This window comes from Streptomyces atriruber, assembly GCF_001418325.1.
Lineage (GTDB): Bacteria > Actinomycetota > Actinomycetes > Streptomycetales > Streptomycetaceae > Streptomyces > Streptomyces atriruber.
Genome location: NZ_LIPN01000644.1, coordinates 1 through 2063, shown reverse-complemented (window position 1 = coordinate 2063; position 2063 = coordinate 1). Strand labels below are relative to the sequence as shown.

2 protein-coding genes are annotated in these 2063 nt (G+C 71.7%); both read left to right on the top strand.

From position 1 onward, the window contains the following. The coding region (locus AOK03_RS39625; protein ID WP_079075263.1) for a hypothetical protein at positions 1-1487 on the top strand (1487 nt) is incomplete at its 5' end. 215 nt (positions 1488-1702) lie between these two features. Next, complete coding sequence (locus AOK03_RS39620; protein ID WP_055570172.1) at positions 1703-2011, top strand: hypothetical protein; 309 nt, start codon at positions 1703-1705, stop codon at positions 2009-2011. Positions 2012-2063 lie beyond the last annotated feature (52 nt).

Genomic DNA, 2063 nt, shown 5'->3' with positions numbered 1-2063 from the left:
GCCCTCACCCCCTCGCCACCGCCCTCCTCAACCTCAACGGCCTCGGCCTCGGCTATCTCCTCCTCCGGCAACGGCTCCTCGCCCTCCTCTGCTGCGCCGCGACCGCCGCCCTGCTCCTCATCGCGCTGCCCGCCGACGTCGACGGCGTCCCTGGCGGCGTACTCCTCGGATACGCCGCCCTCCTGCTCCTGGCCGCCGCCCACGGCGCGTACCGGGCCACCCACGACCGGCCCTCCCGGCAGCCACGCCCGCTCCGGACGCCCATGGCCATGGCCCTCGGCGTCGTCCTGCTGGCCGTGCCCACCGGCGCGTCCTTCGCGTACGAGTCCGCACGCGACGAGGCGGTCGAGCGGATGCTCCTCGACCGCATCGACGAGGCCGACCGCATCGTCGCGGGCCTGCGGGGGCAACCCTTCGGCGGCACGACGGAGCGCCGGTACAAGAAGGCGCTCGGCATCTACCGCGGTCTCGCCGAGGACCACGCGGGGTCGAAAGCGGCGGACCGGCTGCCCGGCAGCCTCGACGCGTACTACAAGTCCGTCGCCGCCCCGTACGCCGCCCGGCGGTACTGCGACGCCATCACCCCGCTCCAGCACCTGCGGACCGTCCCCGACACCGTCCCGGCCTTCCGCACGGGCCGCCTCGGCGCGCTCGCCGCCTGGCCCGACGACCGCCTCGCCACCTCCCTGTACGAGTGCGGGTCCGCCGCTCTCGGCAAGGCCGACGCGAACGACCCGCTGCGCGAACTCCTCCGCACCTTCCCCGAGTCGGACCAGGCCGCGAAGGTCGGGCCCGCCCTGCGCGACGCCATCGACACCCGTTCGGCCGCGCTCAAGGGCTCCGACCCCTGCACCGGCGTCGACGAGCTGCGCACCCTCGGCCGGACGGCGGAGGCCCTGCCCGGCGGCCGGGTCGACACCGATGAGCTGCGCGACGTCACCGACCGCGCGGTGGAACGCGGGGTCTACGCCTGCGGAGTGGACGAGTTCAAGGACAGCGCCTTCACCGAGGCCGCCGAGACGCTGACGGGCTTCGTCAGGCAGTACCCGGGCAGCGCGAAGCGCGACCGCGCCGAGGACATCGCCGTCGCCGCGGAGATCGCGGCCGAACGCCCTGCCGCGGGCCGCCGCCTGCCTCCGGCGCGCCCCTACCCGGGGCGGGGCGGCACGGTCGAGTTCGTCGTCGCCAACCTCGGCCCCGGCGCCCTGGAGGTCCTCTACACCGGCCCCACCACCGGCACCGTCAAACTGAAGGACTGCACGTCGTGCGGCATCTACGCCACCAAGTCCCGGGGCGACGCCGCCTGCCGGGCCGGGGTCGCGAAGTACCCGAGGACCACGCTCCGGCTGCCCGCGGGCGACTACCACTTCCTCTACAAGCGGGCGACCGTACGCAATCGAGCCGACGGCGCGAAGCTCAGCACCTCGTACCGTTACACCGACTGCTCCTTCATCACCCGTGGCACCGCCGGGCTCGGGCCCACTTAACACCTGGTCAGGGGCACGCCGGGCCGTCATTGCCCGGCGTCGTACCGCGTGATACACAGAGTCACCGGACCTCGCGTACGAGGAAACGTACGAAGTCAGCCAACGAATGGCGCCAAGGCGACATGCGCGGGCCCGATTGTCGGCGACAATGAGCTGTCCTCTGCACCGAGTGGGCAGAGGTGGCAGAACAACCCACTAGGGGCGGTGAGTTACACATGCTTATGGCAGCCGAAAAGGGCGACATCACCACCATCATCGGCGGGATCGCCCCCGACTGGGGTCCCTTCGGGAGTCTGGGCAACGAGGCACGCGTGATGATCGAGGTAGTGATGGCGATCGCCATCCTCCTCTGTCTCGGCATTGCGATCTGGGGCGCCGCGAAGCAGCGCATCGGCGCGACGGCGCTGCGTGACACGTTCAGTGCGGAGCAGGGCAAGGGCCTGATCATCGCGGGCCTGACCGGCGTCTTCATCATCGGATCGCTGGGCACACTGTTCACGATCGTCTACGGCATGGCGGTCTAGCGGTCCCACGCTCCCGCCTCGCCCTTCCTCCCCACGTCCCCTCTCCCTGTCC